The sequence below is a fragment of the Pseudobutyrivibrio sp. genome (genome assembly GCF_015057185.1).
In the GTDB taxonomy this organism is placed as follows: domain Bacteria; phylum Bacillota; class Clostridia; order Lachnospirales; family Lachnospiraceae; genus Pseudobutyrivibrio.
This window is the reverse complement of the sequence record NZ_SVEV01000001.1, coordinates 235,682-261,100: the sequence shown is the minus strand read 5'-3', so window position 1 is coordinate 261,100 and position 25,419 is coordinate 235,682. Positions and strand designations below refer to the sequence as shown.

Here is a 25,419-nt window from a genome sequence, read left to right as displayed (position 1 = left end):
AATGACTATTAACAAATTTACTGGAAAAACTGAAGAAGAGGCTATGGCAAAGGTTCGAAAGGAGCTTGGTAATGCGGCTGTTATTATGAATATCAAGGTCATAAAGCCAAAGGGCTTAGGTAGCTTCTTTAAAAGTAGTACCTATGAGGTTACAGCTGCAATTGAAGATGATGAGCTTGTGCGCCAAAAGGAAGAAGAGGAGGTTGCACCTGCTCAAGTTAAAAAGGCTGGCTCATTTGAAGCCGTAGCAGATGATGCTGCTTTGCTTAAAAATGCCTTTTCAGCAGTTAATGAAGTCCTTGAAAAACAAGCAGAAGAACCACAAAAAGAAACTATTCCTGAGTCTAATAAAGATGAAGAGGAGGTTGATAATATGGTCCTAACAACAGAATTCGAACCTCTAGCAGGTGCTGCTCCAAGAGCTAGACTAATTGAGCCTACATACTCAAAGCCAGCAGGAGCAAAGCCTGTGATTGAACCAAAGGCGACGATAGTAGGTAACACTGAGGATGACATTCAAGTTAACAGCTCCTCAGAAAAGCTGTCTATTGACAGCGATAATCATGTTTTCGTCAAGATGCTTTATAACGTTTTATTAGAAAATGAAGTTCAGGAAAAGTATATTAATCAGGTTTTAGAGGATATGGACAAAATTCTCCATACCAGTCATTCCTTAGATAATTTACTTTCTAATGTTTACCAAAAAATGGTGCTAAAGCTTGGTACTCCAACAAGAATAATGATGGGAATGAAACGCCCTAAGGTAGTATTTTTTATAGGTCCAACAGGTGTAGGCAAAACCACTACAATCGCTAAGATTGCTAGTAAATTTAAGGTTGAGGAGGGCAAAAAGGTTGGTCTAATAACAGCTGATACCTATCGTATGGCTGCAGCAAACCAGCTACAGACCTATGCCAACATTTTGGGTGTGCCTCTTAATGTAGTTTATTCACCTGATGAGTTGCTTGATACTGTAAAAAAGCAAACAAGAGAAAATGATGATTTAGATGTAATTTTAGTGGATACAATCGGATTTTCTCATAAAAATGAAGAACAGAAATCAGACACTAAAAAGCTGGTTACTGCACTATCAGGATATTATGACAGCGAAGTATATTTAGTGCTTTCAGCTACAACAAAATACAAGGATTTAATCGATATAGCAGATTCTTACATGGAATTTACTGTTTTTAATCTTATATTTACAAAGCTTGATGAGACCAAATGTTTTGGAAATATATTCAACCTAAAGCTATATACTGGCTCTAATTTATCTTACATTACAGTGGGACAAAATGTGCCAGATGATATAGAAATAGTGAATGCTCAGAAGCTGGTTAAGCAGTTGTTGGGAGGACACTAAATGGATCAAGCTGAGAATTTACGAAATGTTATAAAAGCTCGTAATATAAAAAGTGTTGAAAATACAAAGGTAATCACCATAACCTCTGGAAAAGGTGGAGTAGGAAAGTCGAACATGGCCGTTAATCTTGCGGTTTGTTTTAGTCGTATGGGAAAAAGGGTGATTATTCTTGATGCGGATTTTGGTCTTGCCAATGTTGAAGTAATGTTTGGAACTATACCAAATTACAATTTGTCCGATGTTATATTTAAAGGAAAAAGCATCAGAGATATTATTACTGAGGGACCTATGGGAATAGGCTTTATTTCAGGGGGCTCTGGTGTGGTCGGTTTGAACAATTTAAATCGTGAACAAATTACGTTTTTAGTGCACAATTTAACACTTTTAAACGATTTATGTGATATTCTTATAATAGATACTGGTGCGGGTGTGTCGGATCAGGTATTGGAGTTTGTTCTTGCTTCACCAGAGGTGGTGCTTGTTTCAACGCCAGAACCTAGTTCGTTAACAGACTCGTACTCGCTAATGAAGGCTATGTACAAGAATTCTAAGTACATGGAAGATGGGACTAATGTTCATCTTGTGGCTAATAAAGTAACAAGTGAATCTGAAGGCAAAGCAGTTTATACAAAGATGCTTTCAGTTGTACAAAAGTTCCTAGGGGGCAAATTAGATTATTTGGGATATGTACCTTATGATGGTTTTCTTGAAAAGGCTGTAAGGAATCAAAAGGTTGTATCAATTGAATATCCTCAGTCAAAGGCAGCAAAAAGCTTTGAAAATTTGGCATTAAAACTTTTACAAAAGGACGAAATGACCCACTATAAATGGGGCGTGTTACATATTTTTAATGCATTATTAAAAGATAGGGCTTAGCTTATGGATATTTTCGATTTAAGACCAGGAACTCCTATAGAGTTTTCTATGGCAAACACAACATATAATGCCGATGGAAAAGCAGAAGAAAATGCTGATGGGGAAAAGAGTGTCTATATTTCCAGCGTTTTCGGAGTTACCAAAAACAAAGAGGTGATTTTTCATATACCTACCAGGCAGGGACATGTGGTAACTATTCCAATGGAAGTTCCATTTGATGTTGTGTTTAATACTAGACAGGGAATGTTTCAGCTTTCAGGCGAAATCATTAAACGTGGAAGATTAGAAAATTTCCCAGTTTATGTCTTTGAACCAAAAGGTGAATTATCAAAAGTTCAAAGAAGAGATTATTATCGTTTTAAGTGCTTGTTTCCGATAAAGGTTTTACCGGTACCAGAAGATGTTGCGCTTCTTCCTAATATGGAATTAGTAGAAAGTGATTTGGAAAAGTATGGTAATACCTACGGGGAGCCTGTAGAAGGAACTGTAGTAGATATTAGTGGTGGCGGTGCTAAATTTAAAGCAAAGAAAGATATTGCTACTGAAAGGTATATGTATTGTTCCTTTGTTTTATCTACCACCAATACAAATAAAATAATAAATGTAATAGCTCGAAGGGTAAAGACGGAATATATTGATGATTTGAAATTGTTTGAGCATCGCATAGAGTTCTTATTTAAAGAATCAGAAGATAGGGAGACAATAATTAAGTACATTTTTGACGAAGAGCGGCGGATACGAAAAAAAGAGCAGGGGTAAAGAATGTATAAGATTTTGGTTGTTGATGACTCTGCACTCATGAGAAGAGTTATCTGTGATATTATCAATGCAGATAGCGATTTTCGTGTTGTCGATGTTAGTGCAGACGGCGAAGATGCTTACAACAAAATAAAGAACAATCCTTACGACTTGATTGTATTGGATATGGTGCTTCCTAAGTTGACAGGCTTAGAACTCCTAGAGAGACTTTACAAGGAAAAAACGCCATTTAACGCTGTTCTTGTTAGCTCTGTAATCAAAGAGGACGCAGACAAAACTCTAAAGGCTATGGAATATGGTGCTTTAGATTTTGTAGTAAAGCCTATCAGATCTGGTAGTGAAACGCGAGATGTTTTTGGAAGTCAATTACTTACATCCCTTCACAACGTTTCAAGGTCAAATGCATTCAAAACAATTAAGAGTGAACCTAATGCAAGTACTCTTGCTATTGAGGCTACCAGAAAATCCACTCAGGATAAATTGGCTAGCGCTCGAAGCCAGTTAGAGCTTGCTAAATCAGGGGCAGGTAGTGCGCGCACCGCCTCAGATGTAGAAAAAATGAGGGTTTCTCCTAGAGTGCAGAATGCTGTTACTAGAAAAACAGCGAACAGTTCACCAAGTCCAGCTTCAACGTCTCAAACGGTTGGCAAGAGTGTTAATGCTACAACATCTTCAGCTAGTTCATCTGGCTTAACGGCTTCTACACCAAAAGGATCTGGTGTCAGAACAAAAAAGTTTATTGCATTAGCTTGTTCTACTGGAGGACCACAGGCACTACATACATTTGTTCCGATGTTGCCTGCCAGCTTGTCAGTTCCGCTAGTTTTAGTTCAGCATATGCCAGAGGGATTCACGGGATCTTTGGCGGCTAGACTAAATCAAATATCAGCTGTTCATGTAAAAGAGGCTGAGGATGGAGAGTTCTTTAAACCTGGTACGGTTTATATAACACCGGGGGGTAAGCACATGGAAATCTGCGAAGACGGAAGTCACGCAGCCTATTGTCATTTGGATGACAGCCCACCTGTAAATAGCTTAAAGCCTTGTGCTGATGTAATGTACAGGTCGCTGGCAAAATCTAGTTTTGACGAAATTATCTGTGTTGTCCTTACTGGAATGGGCGCCGATGGTTCGGAAGGAATTAAATATTTGAATCAATACAAAAAGACTTACGTAATTTCGCAGGAAGCTTCCACATGTGTTGTTTATGGAATGCCGAAGGCGGTGGAGCAAGGTGGACTTGCTAATGAAGTGGCTCCGCTTAAATCAGTTGCAAATTCAATTGTGAAAAGACTTGGAGGTTAAAAAATGGATGTAAGTCAATATTTGGATATTTTTATCGATGAGACAAGTGGTCATATTCAGAGCCTTTCAGATAATATCATGGAATTGGAGAAGGAGCCTGATAACAAAGATGTTGTAAACGAGATTTTCCGTGCAGCTCACTCATTAAAGGGTATGGCTGGTACTATGGGCTTTAAGAGAATGCAGCGTCTTACCCACGACATGGAAAACGTATTCCAGGAAGTTCGTAATGATAATGTAAAGGTTAATTCCAACCTTATTGATATCCTCTTTAAATGTCTTGATGCTATCGAGGGATATCTCGATACAGTTAAAGCAACCTCTAATGAAGGTGAAGAGGAAAATGAAGCTTTAATTAAGCTTTTGAATGATTATTTAGCAGGAGCAGAAGGCGGCGAAGGTGCACCAGCAGAAGCAGCTCCAGCAGAGGCAGCACCAGCAGAAGCAGCAGGAGCTACAGGAGCAGCAGACGGACCATTATACAAGAGAATTCCTGTTGATCCTGAATTATGCGAGAAGCTTAAAGGCGAAAAACAGCTTTATGGATTTACAATCCACATCAACAAGGAGTGCTTACTTAAAGCTGCCAGAGCTTTTCTTGTATTTAAGGCAGTAGAAGAGTTTGGACAGATTATGGCATTTGATCCAAGCTCTGGTGATATTGAAGATGAAAACTTTGAGTTTGATTTCTCTTTCATTTTATCTTCAGAATCTGAATTAGAGCCTATCATTGAATCAATTAAGGCAGTTTCTGAAATTGATTCTGTAGAGGCAGAAAAAGTAACTGGTGAAATGTATGAGAAGAAGGCTGAGGAGCCAGCGGCAGAAGCACCTGCACCAGAAGCAGCACCTGCTCCAGCGGCAGCGGCACCTGCACCAGCGGCAGCGGCACCTGCACCTGCAGCAAAGGCACCTGCAGCAAAGGCCGGATCAAAGAATCAGCCAGCTAACAAGCCTGTTACTTCACGTACAATCCGTGTTGATATTGAAAAGCTTGATGCTTTGATGAATCAGGTTTCCGAGCTTATTATTGCAAAGAACTCACTTGCATCACAGTCTAATGCATCTGGTGAAATCGATCATCAGACATTACATGAGAATATTGAATACTTAGAGAGAATCACAACAAATCTTCATGAATCAGTTATGAAGGTTCGAATGGTTCCTATTGAATCAGTTGTTGCCAAGTTCCCACGTATGATTCGTGACCTTGACCGTAAGCTTAACAAGCCTATGGAACTTGTAATGACTGGTGAGGATACAGAGCTTGACCGTACTGTTGTTGATCAGTTAGGTGACCCACTTCAGCATTTGCTTCGTAACTCTGCTGACCATGGTATCGAGTCTCCTGAAGACAGAAAAGCAGCAGGAAAGCCTGAAAAAGGTACTATTTTCCTTAACGCTTTCCAAGAAGGCAACAATGTCATCATCGAAGTTGGAGATGATGGTGCCGGTATCAACACTGATAAGGTTAGAGATAAGGCTGTTGAGCGAGGCCTTGTTACACCAGAAGAGGCAGAAAATCTTACTCAGAAGGAAATCATCGACTTTCTGTTTATGCCATCCTTCTCAATGGCAAAGCAGATTACAGATATTTCTGGTCGAGGCGTTGGACTTGATGTAGTTAAAAGTAATATTGAAGCACTTGGTGGTGACGTATCAGTTAAGTCTGTTATGGGCGAAGGTTCTACTTTTACAGTACGACTTCCACTTACACTTGCTATTATTCAGGCTCTTATGGTTGAGATAAGAGATGAAAAGTATGCGATTGCTTTAGCATCAATTATGAACATTGAAAATATTCCAGTATCTGAAATCAAGTACGTTGAGTCTAAAGAGGTTATCCATCTTAGAGGACAGGTTATTCCTCTTATTCACCTTGATAAGATTCTTGATTTCGAGCCAAAGGAAAGCGAAGAAGATACAATGACAGTTGTTATCTGTAAGAAGGGCGATACATTAGGCGGTATTATCGTAGATAATCTTATTGGACAGCTCGAAATCGTTATTAAGTCACTTGGAAAGCTTGACAATAACAAGCTCATCAGCGGTGCTACAATCCTTGGTGATGGTGAAATCGCTATGATTCTTGATGTCAACGCTGTTATTTAATAGGAGGTGAGACCATGTCAGATTTGGCTATGTATGATGTAGTTGAGAAAGAAAAGAAGCAATACATTGTAGTAAAAATTGGTGGCGAGCATTATGGTATCGACATTTCCTATATTGATAACATTGTTCGTATGAGTAAAATCACTCGAGTTCCAAAGGCACCATCTTACTATAGAGGCGTTATTAATCTTCGTGGTGAGGTTGTTCCTGTAATGAGCCTTAGACGTAGAATGAATCTTGATGATGATGAATTTACAGATGCTTCTCGTATTATTATTCTTAAGCTTGATGCAGGTGGATTAATGGGCGTTATTGTAGATGAGGTTAAAGAAGTTCTTTCTTTATCAGAGGATGATATTGAGGCTCCTACATCAACCCTTAAGAGTAAAAACTCTTTCATCAATGGCGTTGGAACAAATGGTGATGAATTGATTTCTATTTTCGAGATTAGTTCAATCATCGGAGAGAATGATGCTTCGTAAGGGAGGTAACGATGCTCACACTGAATGAGGTTAATGAGAAATATTTTGATGTCCTCAAAGAGATAGGTAATATTGGCGCTGGCAATGCAACAACTGCCATCGCCAATATGCTTGGCCTTAGGATTGATATGAGTGTTCCTGAGGTTGCTTTTTTACCAGTTGAGGAATTAGGCTCTGCTATAGGCGCCGAGGATGAGATTATTGTCGGCATTATGCTTGGAGTAGAAGCTGATATAGATGGTTCAATGATGTTCCTTATGGATATGGCATCAGCACATCATGTCGTTAACAAATTAATGATGAGAGATGATAGCTATAGTGAACCGTTTGATGAGATGGATTTATCCGCAATAAAAGAAATTGGAAATATTATAGCTGGTTCATATTTGTCTGCGCTTTCAGGCTTGACCAATCTTACGATTGTTCCATCAGTGCCTTTTGTAGCAGTAGATATGGCAGCAGCAATTTTGTCGGTTCCTGCTGTACAGTTTGGTATATTTGGAGATAATGCTCTTATGATCAATACAGAGTTTTCAGATGAATTGGGTATCAAGGGTCATTTTATTTTGATGCCTGAAGAAGATTCTTATGCCAAAATTTTGTCAGCACTAGGTATACCAATTTAAGGAGTGTGAATTATGGGGCAGATGATTAAAGTCGGCATGGCTGATCTTAAAATTTGCAAAGCTCCTGATGCACTGACAACGATTGGTTTGGGGTCATGTATAGGAATTGCAATATACGATCCATCTACAAAAATTAGCGGTTTAGCACATATTATGTTGCCTGATAGTACAGCGATTCGTAACAATTCAAACATTGCGAAGTTTGCTGACACCGGTATTCAGAAATTATATGATGACATGATTAAAGCTGGTGCCAATAAGCTAAAGATGGTTGCTAAAATTGCCGGTGGGGCAAAGATGTTTGAAATGCCTGGAGCAGCCGCGTCAGGTATTAACGTCGGAGAGAGAAATGCAGAAGCCAGCCGAGCTAAGCTAAAACAATTAGGTATTAGATTAGTTGCTGAAGATTGCGGATTAAACTATGGCCGTACTGTGGAGCTATATAGTGAAACAGGTGAATACTATATAAAAGCAGTTGGCAAAGCAGTTAAAATTATTTAGTATATTATGTATGGAGGGACACATGAATACGAAACCAATTCCAGTAATAATTACTTTGGCAGCGGCTTTCATTTCTTGTGTTGTATCCATACTACAAAAAGTAGAGTTTGCAGTATTTGTTAGAAGGTTATTTTTAGTAGTAGTCATTTTTCTCTTTATGGGGACTATTATAAAGATTATTCTTGACTACTCATTTAGAACATTGGAGCCACAAACTCCTTTGGATGAAGCTATTTCAGAAATTGATCCAACTGTTGATGACGAGGATGAAGAGGAAGAGGATTCTTCTGTAGAACCACAGGAATCAGAGGAAGGTTAAATTGACTGATTTCCTGCATTTGCTTAAGGGGGCATAAATGAAAGCAGGTGACAGAGAAAAGCTTTGGGACAAATATAAGGTTAATGCTACTCCAGAGCTTAGAGAGCAATTAATTCTTGAATATGCGCCACTTGTTAAGATTGTTGCAGGGCGACTTTGTATGTATTTAGGCAATACCGTTGAATACGAAGATTTATGTAGCTACGGTATTTTCGGACTAATTGATGCTATCGATAAGTTCGATTTAGCCAAAGATGTAAAGTTTGAAACCTACGCTAGTCTTAGAATAAGGGGTTCTATTTTGGACCAAATCCGTAAAATGGATTGGATTCCTCGTACTATTCGTCAACGTCAGAGAATGATTGATGATGCAATAAAAAGCATTGAAGCTAGAACAGGTCACAGCGCTACTGATGATGATATAGCAAATGAGCTTAATATTTCTTCAGATGAGTTTTTGAAATGGCAATCACAGCTTAACGTAACAAATGTTGTATCCTTAAACGAGTTCGTGGAAGCTGGAAATGAGCCAGTTATGGAGGCGGAACATAACTCTCATTTTATTCAGCCAGAAGATAACATTACAAAACAAGAATTATCAGAAAAGCTCAAGGAAGCATTAGAAAAACTTACAGAGAAAGAAAAACAGGTTATTCTTTTATACTATTATGAAGATATGACCTTAAAAGAAATAAGTGCTGCTTTAGAGGTATCAGAATCTAGAGTATCACAATTACACACTAAGGCACTGAATAAAATGCGAGGTGTTTTAGGTGATTATATGGGTATTCTAACTCAATAGTGAGAAGTTGTGTGTATTCTTGGGAGGGAATGTTATGTCAATTAGTCCACTAAACTTTAATGGAATGATTCAAAACACCAACGAACTCAGTCATACTCACTCTGCAGAGGATCAAAAGCCCATGCTGCAACAAGAAAATCTTACGTATGAGGTGGCAAAGCAACAGGAGCAACAGGCAAAGCAGGTAAATAATCTGTACAAATCCGAGCAAAAAGAAAATAAGTATGACAGAGAAGGCAATGGACAAGGCTATCAGGGTAATAGAGACCGAAAGAAAAATGCCTTGAAAGAAAAGAAAGATGAAAATGCAGAAGATGGAAAGATATTCCAGAAGCCAACTTCATCTTTTGACATGAGAGTGTAAGAGGGAGACTATTAATGAACATACTAGAAATTGTACTCCTAATTATTGGGCTCTGCCTGATTATTGGGAGTTTTTTTGTGTCTGAAAGATTATCATCAAAGGATAGAGATAATCTAAATAAGCTAACAAAAGAACAAATCGAAGAAATTATCAAGGATAAAATGGCTGACGCTAAGGTTGAAATGGAGGACAAGCTTTCTGAGACCATAGATGAAGCTATGAACGAGCTTGATGTTCGTACAGATAAAGAAACTAACTCTAAGATTTTGCAAATATCTGAGTATTCAGATACGGTTTTAGAATCAGTAGACAAATCTCATAAAGAGGTTACATTTATGTATTCTATGCTTAATGAAAAGCAGAAAGATACAGTTGAAATTTCTAAAAAACTAGCGGAATTACAGGAAAATCTTATTGCTCTTGATGCAGCTGTAACCAGAAAAATTGATTTATTAAAAGATCAAGAACTTGAGATTGAAAGTCAGAAAAAAGAATTAGAGGCTCAAAGGGCTGAGCTTGAAGCACAAAAGGAAGAGCCTAAAAATGAAGTTCCATTTAACGAAGCCTTGGCTGAAAAGTTTTCTGATGAGACAGCAGAAATTAAACCAAATGGCAACATGGAGATTCTTTCATTACATGATGAAGGTCTTACAGAAGTTGAAATTGCCAAAAAGCTAGGTCGCGGCCTTGGAGAGGTGAAGTTTGTTCTTGGATTGTATCAGGAGGCAAAATAATGAGGCTTAAATACTATTTGCGAGGGATTGGTGCAGGCATAATTCTTGCTACTTTACTTTTGACTCTAAGCTTTTATTTTAACGGCGGATATAAATCAAATCTTTCTGATGAAGAAATAATAGCAAGAGCTCAGGAGCTTGGAATGACTATGTCAGAGGATCAAGAAACTTCTGAACAGACAGAAGCAGAAACTGAGCAACAACCAGAGGATGAAGCAGAGGACACAGAGGCTACACCTGAAGAAAGTGTTCCTGAAGATGCAACAGAGGTTGAAGAAACTCTCGACGTAGAAATCCCAGACAATGAATCATTAAATGGAGATTCTACCGTTAGCTATATCCCTTTTAGCGTTCGAAGCGGAGAGTCTTCAGAGATAATTTCAAACAACCTATATTCGGCAGGGCTTATTGACGATGCCACAGCCTTTAACAAATACCTTAACGAATTAGGTGTAGACGACAGGATTCCATCAGGGTCTTTCTATATTAAGGCAGACAGCGAATATGATGATATTGTAGCTGTACTCGTAAATAAAGAAGTACGTACTACAACACCACCTGCGGAATAATTGGGCTGTGATTAGTATTTAAAGGGCAATAGATAGTTGCATAAATCCGCAGTTTGTGATAAACTTTGAAAGCTATTGAAAATACACGCATAAGGACTGACACTGGTTCCCAACCTATCGTAGGCAGGGTGGTTGTCAGGTGGAATTATGCGGAAGAAACAAACCAGGAGGTATTAAAATGAGTGTTATTTCAATGAAGCAGTTACTTGAGGCAGGTGTTCACTTTGGACATCAGACACGTAGATGGAACCCTAAGATGGCTCCTTACATCTACACAGAGCGTAATGGTATCCACATTATCGACCTTCAGAAGTCTGTAGGTATGGTAGACGATGCTTATGATGTTATCTTTGACATCGCACAGCAGGGTGGTACTATTCTTTTTGTTGGTACTAAGAAGCAGGCTCAGGATGCTATCGCATCAGAGGCAGAGCGTTGCGGTATGTTCTACGTAAACGAGAGATGGCTCGGTGGTATGCTTACAAACTTTAAGACAGTTCAGACAAGAATTGCTCGTCTTAAGGAAATCGAGAAGATGGAAGCAGATGGTACATTTGATCTTCTTCCAAAGAAGGAAGTTACTCAGCTCAAGAAGGAGCAGGAGAAGCTTACAAAGGTTCTTGGTGGTATCAAGGAAATGAACAGAATTCCAGATGCTATCTTTATTATTGATCCTAAGAAGGAGCACATCTGTGTTCAGGAAGCACATGCACTTGGTATTCCACTTGTAGGTGTTTGCGATACAAACTGTGATCCAGATGAACTTGATTATGTGATCCCTGGTAACGATGATGCTATCCGTGCAGTAAAGCTTATCGTTGCAAAGATGGCAGATGCTGTTATCGAAGCAAAGCAGGGTGAGATGAACGAAGTTGCTGAGGAGTCAGCAGAAGCAGTAGAGGAGGCATAAGAATATGGCAGCTATTACAGCAGCAATGGTAAAAGACCTTCGCGAGCAGTCAGGCGCAGGTATGATGGATTGTAAGAAGGCACTCTCTGAGTGTGATGGTGATATGGATGCAGCTTTCGAGCTCCTTCGTAAGAATGGTGCAGCAAAGGCTGAAAAGAAGGCATCTCGTATCGCAGCAGAGGGTATCTGCAAGGTAGTAGTAGAAGGCAATACAGCAGTTGTTCTTGAGGTTAACTCAGAGACTGACTTCGTTGCTAAGAACGAAAAGTTCCAGACATACGTTGAGAAGGTCGCTAAGCAGATTCTCAATTCTAACGTAAACACAATTGATGAGCTTCTTGCTGAGAAGTGGGCAGAAGACACATCAAAGACTGTTAACGATGTACATGTAGAGATGGTTGCTACAATCGGTGAGAAGCTTTCTCTTAGAAGATTTGAGAAGATTACTACAGATGGTTTCGTAGTATCATACACACATGGTGGCGGACGTATCGGCGTTATTGTAGAGATGGACGGTGCTGAGTCTGATGCATCTAGGGAAGCAGCTACAAATATTGCTATGCAGGTTGCAGCTCTTAATCCTAAGTATGTATCTCGTGATGAAGTATCTGCTGAATACATCGCACACGAGAAGGAAATCCTTCTTGCTCAGATTATGAACGATCCTAAGGAGTCACAGAAGCCTGAAAAGGTTATCAACGGTATGATTGAAGGTCGTGTATCTAAAGAGCTTAAGGAAATCTGCTTACTTGATCAGGTTTATGTTAAGGCTGAGGATGGAAAGCAGACTGTTGCTAAGTACTTAGAGCAGGTTTCTAAGGAGACAGGTTCTGAGCTTAAAGTAAAGAGATTTGTTCGTTTTGAGACTGGTGAAGGTCTTGAAAAGAAGAACGAAGACTTTGCAGCTGAAGTAGCAGCTCAGATGAATGCATAAGAAGAATCATATTTTACGAGATTTATCGAAGTAAAATGTGATTCAGAGGAACTCTTATTGCCGAAGGCAATTATGGATGGGTTCCGATTCCTACAAAAGGAAAAATACAAATTAGTAAGAAGGTCTACATTTAGTGTAGGCCTTCTTTTTTTATGCTTTATATTGGATTTCTATTATGATAAAATAAAGAAGACTTTTAAGGGGGAGGAATTGTTTTGGAGAAATATAATGAAGGACTTGAAAGGCAACGTAGTAAGCGGAAACGTGTTGCAAGAATGAAGAAGTTTATCGTAACTACGATTGTTGCGTTCATGCTTTTGACTTTGTGCGTTATGACTTTCCTATGTATAGAAGTTATTTCGCTACAGAGGCAAGTGGATGTGCTATCAGCAAAGGTCAATGGGGTTGAGGATGTTGCTGATGTAAAGGAAATGGTTGATGACAGTTATTTAGACAGCATCTACACAGTAGATAATTCTAACAATATGGCAGAAGAAGGGGATGTGCCAAGGGTTTATCTGACCTTTGACGACGGCCCTAGCGATAATACTAACGAGATTCTAGATATACTTGATGACTACAATGTTAAAGCCACATTTTTTGTTTGTGGCAAGGACCTAGAGTTATACGGAGATATGTACAAAAGAATAGTTGATGATGGTCATACTATCGGAATGCATTCTTTTAGTCATAATTTCGGAGAAATATATCAATCAAAAGAAGCTTTTGACGATGACTATAACAAGATTCATGATTTGATTCTTAATACAACTGGTGTTGATACACATTTGTATCGATTCCCAGGCGGCAGTAGCAATACAGTTAGTACCACACCTATGTCTGTTTTCATTAATGATTTGAATGAAAAGGGGACAGTATATTACGATTGGAATGTAGTGTCTGGAGACGCCACTTCACAGGCTTTTACCAGCGACCAATTGGTTGATAATGTTATGAATGATGTGGTACAATACAAGACGTCTGTGGTGTTATTACACGATGCTTCAAATAAAGATGCAACAATTGAATGCTTGCCAAAATTAATCGAAGCATTACAGGCTAGTGGGGCAATGATATTACCAATTACGGATGAAACAACTGTTATACAACATGTAAACGTTGTTCAATAATAAAATGTTATGGAGGAATTGTAATGGGCTTTTTCAAAGATTTCAAAGAGGATTTTAATGATGCAGTGAATGAGCTAGTACCTGGTGGGGAAGATACTACTGCTTCAGATGAGGTTATGGTCAATACTCTTGATGGCGATATTGATGTAGAGTCGGAACTTAACAAACTTGATGGTCTTCTTGAGCAGGTTACTAAAAAGGTCGACGCACCTGCTAAATCAGTAGAGACAGCAGCTCCAGCTATGGAGCAAACAGCAGAGAAGAAATCATTCTTCTCAGAAACAAAAAATGAAGTTAAAATGGAGGCACCAAAGACAATGGATGTTATGGGAAATGTAGCAGATAATAGAGCAGCTGCTTCAGACGAGAATGCAATTATCACTGGAGGAATGAAGGTTACTGGTAATATTGAATCAGTTGGTTCAATTGAAGTACAGGGCGAGATTATCGGCGATGTTTCATGTAATGGTAAGCTTGTTGTTACTGGTAAGGTTAACGGTAATTCATCTTCATCAGAGTTCTTCGCAGATGCTGCAAAGATCGAAGGAGAGGTTGTTACTACTGGTACAGCAAAGGTTGGTGTTGGCTCAGTTATTATTGGTAATATTACAGCTACATCTGCAGTAATTGCAGGCGCTGTAAAGGGTGATATTGATGTTAACGGACCAGTTGTTGTTGATACATCAGCTGTTGTTATGGGAAATATCAAGTCTCGTTCAGTACAGATTAATAATGGCGCTGTTATCGAAGGTTTCTGTTCACAGAGCTACTCAGATGTTGATGTAAACAGCGTATTTGCTATCTAATCTGAAATATATATTTATTCGAGGTATTAAATGAAAAGAGTATTACTTAAACTTAGTGGAGAAGCACTTTCGGGTGACAAAGGGTTTGGTTTTGATGAGGCTACTTGCATGATGGTTGCTCGTCAGGTAAAACAGCTTGTTGATGATGGAGTACAAGTAGGCGTAGTTATAGGTGGTGGTAATTTCTGGAGAGGACGTTCTTCAGAGAATATCGATAGAACTAAGGCTGATCAGATTGGCATGCTTGCCACTGTTATGAACTGCATTTATGTATCTGAGATTTTCAGAGCTGCAGGTATGATGACAGCAGTGCTCACTCCATTTGAGTGCGGTAATTGTTCTAAGCTTTATTCTAAGGATAGAGCAAATAAATATTTTGCAAAGAATATGGTTGTATTCTTTGCTGGTGGTACAGGACATCCTTACTTCTCAACAGATACTGCAACAGTTCTTCGTGCAGTAGAAATTGAGGCAGATGTCATCTTACTTGCCAAATCAATTGATGGGGTATACGATAGTGACCCTGCTAAAAATCCAGATGCAAAGAGATATGATGAAGTTAGCATCCAGGAAGTTTTGGATAAAAAGCTTCAGGTAGTTGATCTTACAGCTACAATTATTGCAATGGAACAAAAAATGCCTATGTATGTATTCTCTTTAAATGAGGAGAATTCAATAGTAAAAGCTATCACAGGTAAGTTTAATGGTACAGTGGTTACTGTATAAGGAGGATTAATGGATAATATACTTTCAGTTTACGAAGAGAAAATGACAAAAAGCTATAATAATCTTGAAAGCGAGTTTGCTACAATTCGCGCAGGTAGAGCTAATCCTCATATCCTTGACAAGATTACAGTTGATTATTACGGAGCGCCTACTCCACTTCAGCAGGTTGCTAATATTTCCGTTCCTGAGCCTAGATTAATCCAGATTCAGCCATGGGAGCCTTCTCTTGTAAAAGAAATTGAAAAGGCAATTAATATGTCTGATATTGGAATTAATCCTACAAATGATGGAAAACTCATTCGTCTTGTTTTCCCTGAACTTACAGAGGAGAGACGTAAGGAAATTGCAAAGGACGTTAAAAAGCATGGCGAAGATGCAAAGGTAGCCATCAGAAATATTCGTAGAGATGCAATTGATGCTTTAAAGAAACACTCTAAGGACGAGGGTGTTTCAGAGGATGAAATCAAGGACCTTGAAGATAAGTGCCAGAAGATGACTGATAAGTTTATCGGTGAGGTTGACAAGGCTGTTGAAGCAAAGACTAAAGAGATTATGACTGTTTAAAATAGATGCTAGAATACTGATATAGTTTATGTTTTAGTATCTTGAGCGAAAGCGAGGATGCAGGGCGTTTTTATAGCGCCCTGCTTCATTATTATTTTACCTTTGGAGGATTTATGAACGTACCAGAGCATATAGCGATTATTCTTGACGGAAATGGGAGATGGGCGAAATCAAAGGGGATGCCTCGTACATATGGACATACAGTAGGTGCCAAAAACGTGGAGACTATTTGTAGAGCCGCACATGATTTAGGGGTTAAATATGTTACTATGTATGCTTTCTCCACAGAAAATTGGTCTAGACCAGCCGATGAGGTGAAGGCTCTTATGAAGCTTCTTGGCGAATACATCAAGAAATGTATGAAGACTGCTAAAAAAGACAATCTTAGAGTTAGATTCATTGGTGATTTATCTAAATTAGATGAAAAACTTAGAGCTAATATTAAAGAGCTTACTGAGTATTCTTCTCAGTTTACTGGTTTAACTCTTACTATTGCAATTAATTATGGTAGCCGTGATGAAATGACACGAGCTATTAGAAAGGTTGCAAAGGATGTAAAGGATGATAAAATTTCAGTTGATGATATTGATGAAGCATTGTTCTCATCATATCTAGATACTAAAGACATCCCTGATCCTGATTTTATGATTCGTACATCAGGTGAACAGAGATTGTCAAACTATTTATTATGGCAATTAGCATATGCGGAGTTTTACTTTACTCCAGTTGCATGGCCTGAATTCACTCCAGATGAATTAAAGAAGGCTATAGAAGAATATGACAAGAGAAATCGTCGATTTGGCGGCATTTAGAAAGGAATTTTTATGTTTGTTACCCGTTTAATAAGTGGAATTGTTCTTGTGGCATTTGCACTGTTATTTATTATTTCCGGTGGAGATGTTTTACTTGCGGTAATGCTTGTTTTATCTCTAATTGGTATGTTTGAATTATATCGTATTTTTAATATCGAAAAGAAAGCACCTGGAATACTAGGCTATGCAGCATGTATCGCTTATTATTTAGATCTTAGATTTAAATTTTGCCAGGATAATGAAGTTATCTTCCTGTCATTTTTGATTCTTATGCTTGCAGTATTTGTATTTGGATACCCTAAATTCCATAGTCACCAGATTATGGCTGCCTTCTTTGGCTTATTTTACGTTGGAGTAATGCTTTCTTTCTTATATCAGACTAGAATGCTTCCAGAGGGACAGTTTATTGTGTGGTTGATTTTCTTATGCTCTTGGGGCTGTGACACATGTGCATATTGTGTTGGTGTTCTTTTTGGAAAGCATAAAATGTCTCCAATTCTATCACCAAAGAAATCCATCGAAGGTGCAGTTGGTGGTGTGGTAGGAGCTGGTTTGCTTACAGCTTTATACTGCGTACTTATTTCAAAAGCATTTAAGGTTGATGATTTAAATATTCTTACGCTTGTAATTATTGCTTGCGTAGGTGGCTTGATTTCAATGATTGGTGATTTGGCTGCTTCTGCTATAAAGCGTAATTTTGAGATCAAAGATTATGGAAAGCTAATTCCAGGACATGGTGGTGTTCTTGATAGATTTGATAGTGTAATCATTACAGCACCAATTATCTTTTTCTTAGCAAATTATTTTTATTAATATTTAGGAGATTATTCTAATGGCACAGAAGATTGCTATTTTAGGTTCTACAGGATCGATAGGTACACAAACACTAGACATAGTTTCACAAAATCCTAATGATTTACAGGTTGTTGCAATGTCCTGTGGAAAGAACATTGATATGTTCGAAAAGCAAATTCGAAAATACAAGCCAACTCTTGTTTCTATAGGCACAGAAGCATTGGCAAATGATTTAAAGACAAGACTTTCAGATATGAATATTGATGTTCATTTTGGAATGGAAGGTCTTATTGCTGTAGCTACTTGTGCAGATGCTGATACAGTAGTTACTGCAGTTGTTGGAATGATAGGAGTTCAGCCTACAATAGCTGCTATTAATGCTGGAAAAACTATTGCACTAGCTAACAAGGAAACTCTTGTAACTGCCGGACATATTATTATGCCTTTGGCAAAAGAAAAGGGTGTTTCTATTCTTCCTGTAGACAGTGAACATAGCGCTATTTTCCAGTCTTTAAATGGCGAGAGACACAATGAAATATCAAAAATTCTGCTTACAGCTTCAGGTGGCCCATTTAGAGGACGTACTCTTGAAGAACTTGAAAATGTTAAGCTTGAAGACGCTTTAAAGCACCCTAATTGGTCTATGGGGGCTAAAATTACTATTGATTCCGCTACTATGATTAATAAAGGTCTGGAGGTAATGGAAGCAAAATGGTTATTTGGTGTTAATCTTGACCAGGTGCAGGTTGTTGTACATCCACAAAGTATTTTACATTCAGCTGTTGAATTTATGGATGGAGCAGTTATTGGACAGATGGGCACACCTGATATGCGTCTGCCTATTCTTTATGCATTATTCTATCCGAACCGCAAGACACTTTATGCTGAGCCTTTAGATTTATTCAAGGTTGGAACTCTTACATTTGAAAAGCCTGATATGGAGACATTTTATGGTCTTCAGCTGGCTTATGATGCAATGTCTGCTGGTGGAAATGTTCCTACAGTATTCAATGCTGCAAATGAAAGAGCAGTAGCCAAATTTTTAAACAATAAAATTAAATTTTTGGAGATTCCAGAAATCGTTTCTGAGGCTATGATAAATGTAGACTTTATAAACAATCCTACAATTGAGCAGGTTCTTGAAACAGAACAGATGACTTATGATTTCATAGAGAGCAGGTGGTAGTATATGAAAATTATCATTGCTATTTTGATTTTCAGCTTTATTATTATTTTTCATGAACTTGGACATTTTCTATTTGCAAAGAAATTTAATGTAAAGGTTAACGAATTTACACTTGGACTTGGTCCAACTCTTATATCTTGGGGAAAAGGTGAGACAAAGTATTGCCTAAAAGCCTTACCTTTTGGTGGTTCTTGTGTTATGGAAGGCGAAGATGAAGAGAGCGATAGTGATAGAGCTTTTGGTAATCAACCATTGTTACATAGATTTTTGATTGTTTTTGGTGGACCTTTATTTAATTTTATATTGGCCTTCATTCTTTCAGTAATCTTTATTGCAATGGCAGGGGTTGATAAACCTGTTGTTACAGGCGTTGTTGAAGGCTATCCAGCTGCAGAGGCCGGTATTGAGGCTGGAGATACTATCATTTCCCTTAATGGATACAATGTTCATTTTTATAGCGAGATTAGCCTTTATAATTTCCTTCATTCTGGTGAAATAGTTGATGTAAAGTATTCTCATAATGATGAGATTAAAACTGCCACAATTACACCTAAATTAAATGAAGAAACTGGCAGATATATGCTTGGAATTGAAAACAATGGTGAGAGAACTTCTGTAGGACCATTATCTACATTGGCTTACGGATGCTATGAAATTAAGTATCAGATTTACGTTACATTTCAGAGCTTGAAAATGCTATTTACTAGACAGATTTCTGTACAAGAAGTCTCGGGTCCTGTTGGTGTTGTATCTGTAATTGGAGATGTTTATGAAAGCTCAGTTGTGGATGGACTAAAATATGTTTTCCTTAACTTGGTTTCAATAACTATTTTGCTTTCAGCAAACCTTGGAGTAATGAACCTTTTGCCATTCCCTGCACTAGATGGCGGTCGTATTCTTTTGTATATTATTGAGGGAATTAGAGGAAAGAAAATGAAACCAGAAATAGAGAATGGAATTAATCTGGTTGGCTTTGGTTTGCTTATGTTATTGATGATTGTTGTTATGTACAACGATATAGCAAAATTAATGTAGAGGTATTTTGGTATGAATACAAGAGAAGTTAAAATTGGAAATAGAGTAATAGGCGGCGGAAATCCTATTCTTATTCAGTCTATGTGTAATACAAAGACTCAGGATGTTGCTGCTACGGTTGCTCAGATTCATGAGCTTGAAAATGCTGGTTGCGATATTATTCGTGTAGCTTGCCCAGATATGGAAGCAGCTAAGGCTATTTCAGAAATTAAAAAGCAGATTAGCATTCCGCTTGTTGCAGACATCCATTTTGACTATAGACTTGCCATTGCAGCAATTGAGAATGGCGCTGATAAAATCCGTATTAATCCTGGAAATATTGGCAGCACTGATAGAATCAAAGCTGTTGTTGATTGTGCAAAGGCTAAAAATGTTCCAATTAGAGTTGGAGTAAATTCTGGTTCTTTAGAGAAAGATTTAGTTGAAAAATATGGTGGAGTTACAGCTGAAGGTTTGGTTGAATCTGCCCTTGATAAAGTGAAAATTATTGAAGACCTTGGTTATGACAATTTAGTAATCAGTATTAAGTCTTCTAATGTTATGATGTGCGTTAAGGCTCATGAGCTTATTGCGGATAAAACTGATCACCCTATTCATGTTGGTATCACAGAAGCAGGTACTCTTACAGCGGGCAATATTAAGAGTGCGTGTGGCCTTGCTATGATTCTTTCTCAGGGAATAGGTGACACTATTAGAGTATCCCTTACAGGTGCACCTATTGAAGAAATCAAATCTGCAAAAATAATTCTTAAGACATTAGGCCTTAGAGAGGGCGGTATAGAGGTTGTATCTTGCCCGACTTGTGGACGTACACAAATTGACCTTATTGGCCTTGCAAACAAGGTAGAGGCTTTGGTTCAGGAATTCGAAGACCTCAACATCAAAGTGGCAGTTATGGGCTGTGTAGTTAATGGCCCTGGAGAAGCAAAGGAAGCTGACCTTGGTGTTGCAGGCGGTATTGGTGAAGGCCTTCTTATTAAGCATGGTGAGGTTGTTCGCAAATTGCCAGAGGACCAATTACTTGAAGCCCTACGCCAAGAACTCATTGCTTGGCCTCGCTAATCCCAAGTGGAATATGAGAAAAAATCATTTTAGATATATAAATTATTATTTATATATTAATTATTTATATGAGTCGGTAGACAACAAGCTCTTAGGTTTCTAAACGAATCGTTTTAGATGAGCGCAGAAACACTAAGGCTTGTAGGCGTAACCGACGGACTAAAGTCGGAGAATAAGTTTATGGATCAAATGGGATTTTATGAAGTGTTTCCTAATGTGAACGCAGACAGCGATTTGTCCACAGCCCTCAGCGATGCAACCATTACCAAGGTTGCCACCGGACGCTCTAAGGACGATATTCATATTTACGTTACATTCAACACACTGATTCCTAAAAGAAGGATTTGGAGTCTTGAAAAATCTATTAAGAAACAATTTTTCCCTAACAACGGTGTTACAATTAGTATTTTTGAAGATTTCGACTTATCTAGTCAATATACACCTTCAAATCTTTTAAGTTCATATAATGATAGTATTTTAGAGGAGCTAGAAGAAAAAAGTGCTCTTCTTTTTAACATATACAAAAAAGCAGATATTGAGTTCCCTGACAACGATAGCTTGAAAGTAACTATCGAAGATACTCTTATTGGAAAAGAAGTAGAAGGTGAATTGTATGATTTGCTTAGCAAGATTCTTTGCCATAGATGTCACATGAATGTGAAAATTGAGTTTGATTATAAGGAACCTGCAAAGAATAAATATCTCGAGAATGCAAAGCTTGAGATTGAAAACAAAATTAAAGCTATTAACGCTAGAACTGCTGCAAAGCCTTCCGAAGAAAAGGAAGAAAAGCAAGAATCTAAAAATGACAATTCTCAAAATAAGGAAGCTGATACTCCTGAGAAGAAATTTGTTAAGCCTCTCACTAAATCTGATGATCCAGATATTATTATGGGTAGTGAAATCCTTGAGAACGCCACTACTATGGAAGAAATTACAGGAGAGCTCTTAGGCTCGATTGTTGTCAGAGGACAGCTTACTGACCTTGAATTTAGAGAGACTAAAAAGGGTGGCTATTTTGGTACAGGATCAATGACAGACTTTACAGATTCCATTTCTGTTAAATTCTGGTTTAGTGATGCAGATCAAGGCCGCGAATTTGAATCTAAGCTTAAGGTAGGTGGCTTCTATAAGGTGCAAGGTAAGCTTGATGAGGATATCTATAGTAAAGAGCTGACTATTGGACGTATTACCTGTGTTCAGAAGATAAAGGACTTCAGAGTCGTTAGAACTGATAATGCTGTAGAGAAGCGTGTTGAGCTCCATTGCCATACAAAGATGTCAGAGTTTGATGGTGTATCAGAGATTACATCTATTATTTCCCGCGCCAAGGACTGGGGACACAAAGCTCTTGCTATTACAGACCACGGCGTTGTTCAGGCATTTTGTGATGCTGATCATATGAAGGGCCTTGGAGACTTCAAGGTTATTTACGGATGTGAAATCTACCTTGTAGATGATAGTAAGCGACCAGTTGTAAATAACAAGGGCCAGTCCTTAAGAGATGAATATGTAGTTTTCGATATCGAAACTACAGGCTTCAATCCAAAGAGCTGTAAAATCATCGAAATTGGTGCCGTAAAGATTGTTGATGGACAAATTGTCGATAGATTCTCTGAGTTTGTTAACCCTAAGGTTCCTATTCCATACCGCATAACTGAGCTGACTTCAATCAAGGATGAGATGGTTGAGGATGCACCAACAATTGATGCTATACTTCCTAGATTTATGGAGTTCTGCCAAGGAAGCGTATTAGTTGCACACAATGCATCCTTTGACACAAGCTTTATCAAACAAAATTGTAAAGACCTTGGATTGCCATACGATTACACTCATGTTGATACAGTAGAGGTGGCTAGATATTTACATCCAAATATGGCTCGTTTCAATTTGGATGCTGTATGTAAGGCAGAAAATCTTGTAAATGAGCATCATCACAGAGCGGTAGATGATGCCGAAGTTACTGCAAAGATTTTTGAAAAGTTTATTAAAAAGCTAGAGGCAGAAGGAATAACTACTTTAGCCGAGCTTAATGAAAAAGCAATTCCAGGACCAGAGCAAATCAAAAAAATGCGTGCTCATCACTGTATTGTGCTTGCAAAGAATGATTTAGGTAGAATTAATCTATATAGATTAGTTTCTGAGTCCCATATAAAATATTTTGCTCGTTATCCTAGAGTTCCAAAATCATTACTTCAGGAATGTAGAGAAGGTCTCATTATTGGTAGCGCCTGCGAGGCAGGAGAATTGTATGACGCTATAGTTGATGAGAGAGATGAATCAGAAATAGCTCGAATTGCAAATTTCTATGACTATTTAGAGATTCAACCAGTAGGAAATAACGAGTTCATGATTCGTTCTGATAAACCAAAATATGAACGTTTCAATACAATCAAAGATTTGCAAGAGGTTAATAAACGAATTGTAGCCTTAGGTGAGGAGTTTAATAAGCCTACAGTTGCAACCTGTGACGTTCATTTCCTTGATCCTGAGGACGAGGTTTATCGTAGAATCATTATGGCCAATAAAGGCTTTGATGATGCTGATCAACAAGCTCCTCTTTATTTGCATTCTACAGACGAGATGCTAGAGGAATTTTCTTATTTAGGATTGGCAAAAGCCCATGAGGTAGTTATCGAGAATACGAATATGATTGCTGATATGTGCGAATATATTCATCCTGTACGACCAGATAAATGTCCGCCAGTAATCGAGCATTCCGAGGAGGATTTGCGTCGTATTTGTGAGACTAGAGCCCATGAAGTATACGGACCAGTTCTTCCAGAAATCGTTGAAGCAAGATTGGAAAGAGAGCTAAATTCAATCATTGGTAATGGTTATTCCGTAATGTACATCATTGCCCAGAAATTAGTTTGGAAATCCAACGAAGATGGATATCTTGTAGGTTCCCGTGGTTCCGTTGGTTCTTCTTTTGCTGCAACAATGGCTGGTATCACTGAGGTTAACCCATTGCCACCACATTATAGATGTCCAAATTGCTTCTATGTGGATTTTGATGGACCAGAAGTTAAAGAAATAGTAGATATGGGTCTTTCTGGCGTAGATATGCCAGACAAGATTTGTCCTAAATGCGGAAAGCCATTGGCAAAAGATGGCTTTGATATTCCATTTGAAACCTTCCTTGGCTTCAAAGGAGATAAGGAGCCTGATATCGATCTGAACTTCTCAAATGAATATCAGTCAAAGGCTCATAAGTATACAGAGGTTATTTTCGGTGAGGGTCAGACCTTTAAGGCCGGTACTGTATCTACCTTGGCGGATAAAAACGCTGAGAGTTATGTATATAAATATTTTATCAATAGAGACATAAGAAAACGACGTTCTGAGTATTCTCGTTTAGCTAAAGGCGTTGAAGGTGTTAAATCTACTACTGGTCAGCACCCTGGTGGAGTAGTAGTTTTGCCTAATGGTGAGGATATTTATTCGTTTACGCCAGTACAGCATCCAGCTAACAAGGATACTGATATTGTTACAACGCACTTTGATTACCACAAAATTGATGCCAACTTGCTTAAGCTTGATATTTTAGGTCACTTGGATCCTACAATGATTAAGCGACTTGAAGATTTGACAGGTATTAATGCGACAGAGATTCCTTTTGATGATAAAGGGGTTATGTCTTTGTTCCAAAGCACAGAAGCCCTAGGCATTACCCCAGATGATATTATGGGAACACCACTGGGAACTCTTGGCATTCCAGAGTTTGGTACTGACTTTGCTATGCAGATGCTTGTTGAGGCCAAGCCTCAATATTTTACTGATTTAGTTCGTATTGCAGGTCTTGCCCATGGTACTGACGTTTGGTTAGGAAATGCACAGGATTTGATTCTTAATGGAATTGCCACAATCACCACAGCAATTTGTACTCGTGATGATATCATGGTTTATTTGATTCACAAGGGACTTGACCCAGCTGAATCATTTACTATCATGGAACGAGTTCGTAAGGGCGTAGTTGCCAAGGGTAAGTGTGATGAGTGGCCAACCTACAAGGAGCACATGCTAGAACATGGTGTACCTGAATGGTATATCGAGTCCTGCGAAAAAATTAAATACATGTTCCCTAAGGCCCATGCTGCCGCTTACGTTATGATGGCTTGGCGAGTTGCTTACTGTAAAATCAACTATCCATTGGCTTATTATGCAGCGTTCTTCTCTATTAGAGCTGGAGGATTCGATTACGAAAAGTGCTGTATGGGAAAAGCAAAGTGCGAGCAGGAAATTAAAAATATAAAGGCTATGAAGGACCCTTCTGCAACTGATAAGGATTGCTTAACAGCCCTTAGACTTGTTCAGGAAATGTATGCCCGTGGATTTGAATTTTTACCTATGGACCTATACCAATCTGATTCAAGATACTTTAAAATAGTAGATGGGAAGATACTTCCACCGTTCAATTCACTTCCAGGAATGGGTGATAAGGCTGCAGAGCAATTACAGATTGCTGCTTCTCAAGGAAAGTTCTTATCACAACAGGAAATTAAGGACAGAGGAAAGGTATCACAATCAATTCTTGATAAGATGATTGAGCTAGGCATTATCAAGGATTTACCAAAGTCAAACCAGCTATCGTTATCTGATTTTTTTGATTTTTAACTATTCGATTTGAATGGTTAATCCGGGGAG

Annotated in this window: 25 protein-coding genes; all 25 read left to right on the top strand. The window is 38.3% G+C overall.

Annotation, left to right across the window (positions count from 1 at the left end; genetic code table 11):
- Nucleotide 1 precedes the first annotated feature (1 nt).
- The 25 genes from flhF to E7276_RS01205 all read left to right on the top strand — a co-directional run bounded on the left by flhF (nucleotide 2) and on the right by E7276_RS01205 (nucleotide 25,389).
- Complete coding sequence (gene flhF, locus E7276_RS01325) at nucleotides 2-1,363, top strand: flagellar biosynthesis protein FlhF (protein ID WP_294212736.1); 1,362 nt, start codon at nucleotides 2-4, stop codon at nucleotides 1,361-1,363.
- On the top strand, nucleotides 1,364-2,239 hold the full coding sequence (locus tag E7276_RS01320; protein WP_294212733.1) for a MinD/ParA family protein: 876 nt from the start codon (nucleotides 1,364-1,366) through the stop codon (nucleotides 2,237-2,239).
- A 3-nt stretch (nucleotides 2,240-2,242) separates the two neighbouring features.
- Nucleotides 2,243-2,998 carry a flagellar brake protein gene (locus E7276_RS01315; protein WP_294212731.1) on the top strand — a complete coding sequence of 252 codons (756 nt, stop codon included), beginning with the start codon at nucleotides 2,243-2,245 and terminating at the stop codon, nucleotides 2,996-2,998.
- A gap of 3 nt (nucleotides 2,999-3,001) precedes the next feature.
- Nucleotides 3,002-4,303: a chemotaxis-specific protein-glutamate methyltransferase CheB gene (gene cheB / locus E7276_RS01310; protein WP_294212729.1), complete on the top strand. Its 1,302-nt coding sequence runs from the start codon at nucleotides 3,002-3,004 to the stop codon at nucleotides 4,301-4,303.
- Nucleotides 4,304-4,306: 3 nt separating this feature from the next.
- The gene (locus E7276_RS01305) at nucleotides 4,307-6,415 is read left to right on the top strand and encodes a chemotaxis protein CheA (protein WP_294212727.1); all 2,109 of its coding nucleotides are present in this window, start codon (nucleotides 4,307-4,309) and stop codon (nucleotides 6,413-6,415) included.
- A 14-nt stretch (nucleotides 6,416-6,429) separates the two neighbouring features.
- Nucleotides 6,430-6,897 carry a chemotaxis protein CheW gene (locus tag E7276_RS01300; protein WP_294212724.1) on the top strand — a complete coding sequence of 156 codons (468 nt, stop codon included), beginning with the start codon at nucleotides 6,430-6,432 and terminating at the stop codon, nucleotides 6,895-6,897.
- 11 nt (nucleotides 6,898-6,908) lie between these two features.
- Entirely contained in the window at nucleotides 6,909-7,523 is a 615-nt protein-coding gene (locus E7276_RS01295) for a chemotaxis protein CheC (protein WP_294212721.1), read from the top strand.
- A 12-nt stretch (nucleotides 7,524-7,535) separates the two neighbouring features.
- Nucleotides 7,536-8,024 carry a chemotaxis protein CheD gene (locus tag E7276_RS01290; protein WP_294212718.1) on the top strand — a complete coding sequence of 163 codons (489 nt, stop codon included), beginning with the start codon at nucleotides 7,536-7,538 and terminating at the stop codon, nucleotides 8,022-8,024.
- Between the two features lie 22 nt (nucleotides 8,025-8,046).
- On the top strand, nucleotides 8,047-8,343 hold the full coding sequence (locus E7276_RS01285; RefSeq protein WP_294212716.1) for a hypothetical protein: 297 nt from the start codon (nucleotides 8,047-8,049) through the stop codon (nucleotides 8,341-8,343).
- A gap of 37 nt (nucleotides 8,344-8,380) precedes the next feature.
- Nucleotides 8,381-9,145, top strand: a complete 765-nt coding sequence (locus E7276_RS01280; RefSeq protein ID WP_294212712.1) for a FliA/WhiG family RNA polymerase sigma factor — start codon at nucleotides 8,381-8,383, stop codon at nucleotides 9,143-9,145.
- 34 nt (nucleotides 9,146-9,179) lie between these two features.
- Nucleotides 9,180-9,509: a hypothetical protein gene (locus tag E7276_RS01275; RefSeq protein ID WP_294212710.1), complete on the top strand. Its 330-nt coding sequence runs from the start codon at nucleotides 9,180-9,182 to the stop codon at nucleotides 9,507-9,509.
- Nucleotides 9,510-9,586: 77 nt separating this feature from the next.
- Nucleotides 9,587-10,243, top strand: a complete 657-nt coding sequence (locus E7276_RS01270) for a DUF6115 domain-containing protein (protein WP_294212708.1) — start codon at nucleotides 9,587-9,589, stop codon at nucleotides 10,241-10,243.
- Entirely contained in the window at nucleotides 10,243-10,812 is a 570-nt protein-coding gene (locus tag E7276_RS01265) for a hypothetical protein (RefSeq protein WP_294212706.1), read from the top strand. The genes E7276_RS01270 and E7276_RS01265 overlap by 1 nt, the downstream gene beginning before the upstream one ends.
- A 178-nt stretch (nucleotides 10,813-10,990) precedes the next feature.
- The gene (rpsB, locus tag E7276_RS01260; RefSeq protein WP_294212705.1) at nucleotides 10,991-11,722 is read left to right on the top strand and encodes a 30S ribosomal protein S2; all 732 of its coding nucleotides are present in this window, start codon (nucleotides 10,991-10,993) and stop codon (nucleotides 11,720-11,722) included.
- Between the two features lie 4 nt (nucleotides 11,723-11,726).
- Nucleotides 11,727-12,656 carry a translation elongation factor Ts gene (gene tsf, locus E7276_RS01255; RefSeq protein WP_294212702.1) on the top strand — a complete coding sequence of 310 codons (930 nt, stop codon included), beginning with the start codon at nucleotides 11,727-11,729 and terminating at the stop codon, nucleotides 12,654-12,656.
- A 215-nt stretch (nucleotides 12,657-12,871) separates the two neighbouring features.
- A complete protein-coding gene (locus tag E7276_RS01250) occupies nucleotides 12,872-13,786 on the top strand; it encodes a polysaccharide deacetylase family protein (protein WP_294212699.1) in 915 nt (304 codons plus the stop codon).
- Between the two features lie 23 nt (nucleotides 13,787-13,809).
- Nucleotides 13,810-14,592, top strand: coding sequence for a polymer-forming cytoskeletal protein (locus E7276_RS01245; RefSeq protein WP_294212696.1), 783 nt, complete (start codon nucleotides 13,810-13,812; stop codon nucleotides 14,590-14,592).
- 30 nt (nucleotides 14,593-14,622) lie between these two features.
- Complete coding sequence (gene pyrH / locus E7276_RS01240; protein ID WP_294212693.1) at nucleotides 14,623-15,318, top strand: UMP kinase; 696 nt, start codon at nucleotides 14,623-14,625, stop codon at nucleotides 15,316-15,318.
- A 9-nt stretch (nucleotides 15,319-15,327) separates the two neighbouring features.
- On the top strand, nucleotides 15,328-15,882 hold the full coding sequence (frr, locus tag E7276_RS01235; protein ID WP_294212692.1) for a ribosome recycling factor: 555 nt from the start codon (nucleotides 15,328-15,330) through the stop codon (nucleotides 15,880-15,882).
- Between the two features lie 113 nt (nucleotides 15,883-15,995).
- Nucleotides 15,996-16,694: an isoprenyl transferase gene (locus tag E7276_RS01230; protein WP_294212690.1), complete on the top strand. Its 699-nt coding sequence runs from the start codon at nucleotides 15,996-15,998 to the stop codon at nucleotides 16,692-16,694.
- Nucleotides 16,695-16,706: 12 nt separating this feature from the next.
- The gene (locus E7276_RS01225) at nucleotides 16,707-17,507 is read left to right on the top strand and encodes a phosphatidate cytidylyltransferase (RefSeq protein WP_294212687.1); all 801 of its coding nucleotides are present in this window, start codon (nucleotides 16,707-16,709) and stop codon (nucleotides 17,505-17,507) included.
- Between the two features lie 19 nt (nucleotides 17,508-17,526).
- Nucleotides 17,527-18,675 carry a 1-deoxy-D-xylulose-5-phosphate reductoisomerase gene (locus tag E7276_RS01220; protein ID WP_294212686.1) on the top strand — a complete coding sequence of 383 codons (1,149 nt, stop codon included), beginning with the start codon at nucleotides 17,527-17,529 and terminating at the stop codon, nucleotides 18,673-18,675.
- Between the two features lie 3 nt (nucleotides 18,676-18,678).
- Nucleotides 18,679-19,710: a M50 family metallopeptidase gene (locus E7276_RS01215; protein WP_294212683.1), complete on the top strand. Its 1,032-nt coding sequence runs from the start codon at nucleotides 18,679-18,681 to the stop codon at nucleotides 19,708-19,710.
- A gap of 12 nt (nucleotides 19,711-19,722) precedes the next feature.
- Nucleotides 19,723-20,772 (top strand): flavodoxin-dependent (E)-4-hydroxy-3-methylbut-2-enyl-diphosphate synthase, encoded by a 1,050-nt coding sequence (gene ispG / locus E7276_RS01210; protein WP_294212681.1) that lies wholly within the window; start codon nucleotides 19,723-19,725, stop codon nucleotides 20,770-20,772.
- Between the two features lie 180 nt (nucleotides 20,773-20,952).
- Nucleotides 20,953-25,389 (top strand): PolC-type DNA polymerase III, encoded by a 4,437-nt coding sequence (locus E7276_RS01205; protein WP_294212678.1) that lies wholly within the window; start codon nucleotides 20,953-20,955, stop codon nucleotides 25,387-25,389.
- Nucleotides 25,390-25,419: the final 30 nt, after the last annotated feature.

Excerpts from the sequence above, each read along its gene's own strand:
- flhF (WP_294212736.1), top strand. The coding sequence starts at position 2 with ATGACTATTAACAAATTTACTGGAAAAACTGAAGAAGAGGCTATGGCA.
- E7276_RS01320 (WP_294212733.1), top strand. The coding sequence starts at position 1,364 with ATGGATCAAGCTGAGAATTTACGAAATGTTATAAAAGCTCGTAATATA.
- E7276_RS01315 (WP_294212731.1), top strand. The coding sequence starts at position 2,243 with ATGGATATTTTCGATTTAAGACCAGGAACTCCTATAGAGTTTTCTATG.
- cheB (WP_294212729.1), top strand. The coding sequence starts at position 3,002 with ATGTATAAGATTTTGGTTGTTGATGACTCTGCACTCATGAGAAGAGTT.
- E7276_RS01305 (WP_294212727.1), top strand. The coding sequence starts at position 4,307 with ATGGATGTAAGTCAATATTTGGATATTTTTATCGATGAGACAAGTGGT.
- E7276_RS01300 (WP_294212724.1), top strand. The coding sequence starts at position 6,430 with ATGTCAGATTTGGCTATGTATGATGTAGTTGAGAAAGAAAAGAAGCAA.
- E7276_RS01295 (WP_294212721.1), top strand. The coding sequence starts at position 6,909 with ATGCTCACACTGAATGAGGTTAATGAGAAATATTTTGATGTCCTCAAA.
- E7276_RS01290 (WP_294212718.1), top strand. The coding sequence starts at position 7,536 with ATGGGGCAGATGATTAAAGTCGGCATGGCTGATCTTAAAATTTGCAAA.
- E7276_RS01285 (WP_294212716.1), top strand. The coding sequence starts at position 8,047 with ATGAATACGAAACCAATTCCAGTAATAATTACTTTGGCAGCGGCTTTC.
- E7276_RS01280 (WP_294212712.1), top strand. The coding sequence starts at position 8,381 with ATGAAAGCAGGTGACAGAGAAAAGCTTTGGGACAAATATAAGGTTAAT.
- E7276_RS01275 (WP_294212710.1), top strand. The coding sequence starts at position 9,180 with ATGTCAATTAGTCCACTAAACTTTAATGGAATGATTCAAAACACCAAC.
- E7276_RS01265 (WP_294212706.1), top strand. The coding sequence starts at position 10,243 with ATGAGGCTTAAATACTATTTGCGAGGGATTGGTGCAGGCATAATTCTT.
- rpsB (WP_294212705.1), top strand. The coding sequence starts at position 10,991 with ATGAGTGTTATTTCAATGAAGCAGTTACTTGAGGCAGGTGTTCACTTT.
- tsf (WP_294212702.1), top strand. The coding sequence starts at position 11,727 with ATGGCAGCTATTACAGCAGCAATGGTAAAAGACCTTCGCGAGCAGTCA.
- E7276_RS01245 (WP_294212696.1), top strand. The coding sequence starts at position 13,810 with ATGGGCTTTTTCAAAGATTTCAAAGAGGATTTTAATGATGCAGTGAAT.
- pyrH (WP_294212693.1), top strand. The coding sequence starts at position 14,623 with ATGAAAAGAGTATTACTTAAACTTAGTGGAGAAGCACTTTCGGGTGAC.
- frr (WP_294212692.1), top strand. The coding sequence starts at position 15,328 with ATGGATAATATACTTTCAGTTTACGAAGAGAAAATGACAAAAAGCTAT.
- E7276_RS01230 (WP_294212690.1), top strand. The coding sequence starts at position 15,996 with ATGAACGTACCAGAGCATATAGCGATTATTCTTGACGGAAATGGGAGA.
- E7276_RS01225 (WP_294212687.1), top strand. The coding sequence starts at position 16,707 with ATGTTTGTTACCCGTTTAATAAGTGGAATTGTTCTTGTGGCATTTGCA.
- E7276_RS01220 (WP_294212686.1), top strand. The coding sequence starts at position 17,527 with ATGGCACAGAAGATTGCTATTTTAGGTTCTACAGGATCGATAGGTACA.
- E7276_RS01215 (WP_294212683.1), top strand. The coding sequence starts at position 18,679 with ATGAAAATTATCATTGCTATTTTGATTTTCAGCTTTATTATTATTTTT.
- ispG (WP_294212681.1), top strand. The coding sequence starts at position 19,723 with ATGAATACAAGAGAAGTTAAAATTGGAAATAGAGTAATAGGCGGCGGA.
- E7276_RS01205 (WP_294212678.1), top strand. The coding sequence starts at position 20,953 with ATGGATCAAATGGGATTTTATGAAGTGTTTCCTAATGTGAACGCAGAC.